Below are 289 nucleotides of genomic sequence, written 5' to 3'. Positions count from 1 at the left end.
GGCTGGTTTCAGCCGGATTCCGGTTTCCGTCACGCTGACGGGGAGCTTGGGAAACACCTCGCAAATATGGGCCAGCTCCTCTTTGAACTTGGCGCGGAAATCGCGGTCACGGGTGTAGCCCCCCGTCTTCCCCGAGGTCACGAAATGCCCTTCGCCGAACTGCTCCTTGAGGGATGCCCAGCTAATCGCAATCGGTTCGGTCAGGCTGTAGCTGCGGTGGCTAAGCCAATAGTAAATGTCGATTTTGCGGGGGGAATCCGAGAATGCCCGAATGGCATGGACGTTTACC

1 protein-coding gene is annotated in these 289 nt (G+C 58.1%); it reads right to left on the bottom strand.

The features are described 5' to 3' along the window. Positions 1 to 289: hypothetical protein (locus tag RMT89_RS42270; RefSeq protein WP_315889070.1), on the bottom strand; the 289-nt coding region annotated here is incomplete at both ends.

The organism is Streptomyces sp. P17, assembly GCF_032436805.1.
In the GTDB taxonomy this organism is placed as follows: Bacteria; Actinomycetota; Actinomycetes; order Streptomycetales; family Streptomycetaceae; genus Streptomyces.
This window is presented reverse-complemented; position numbering and strand designations above follow the sequence as displayed.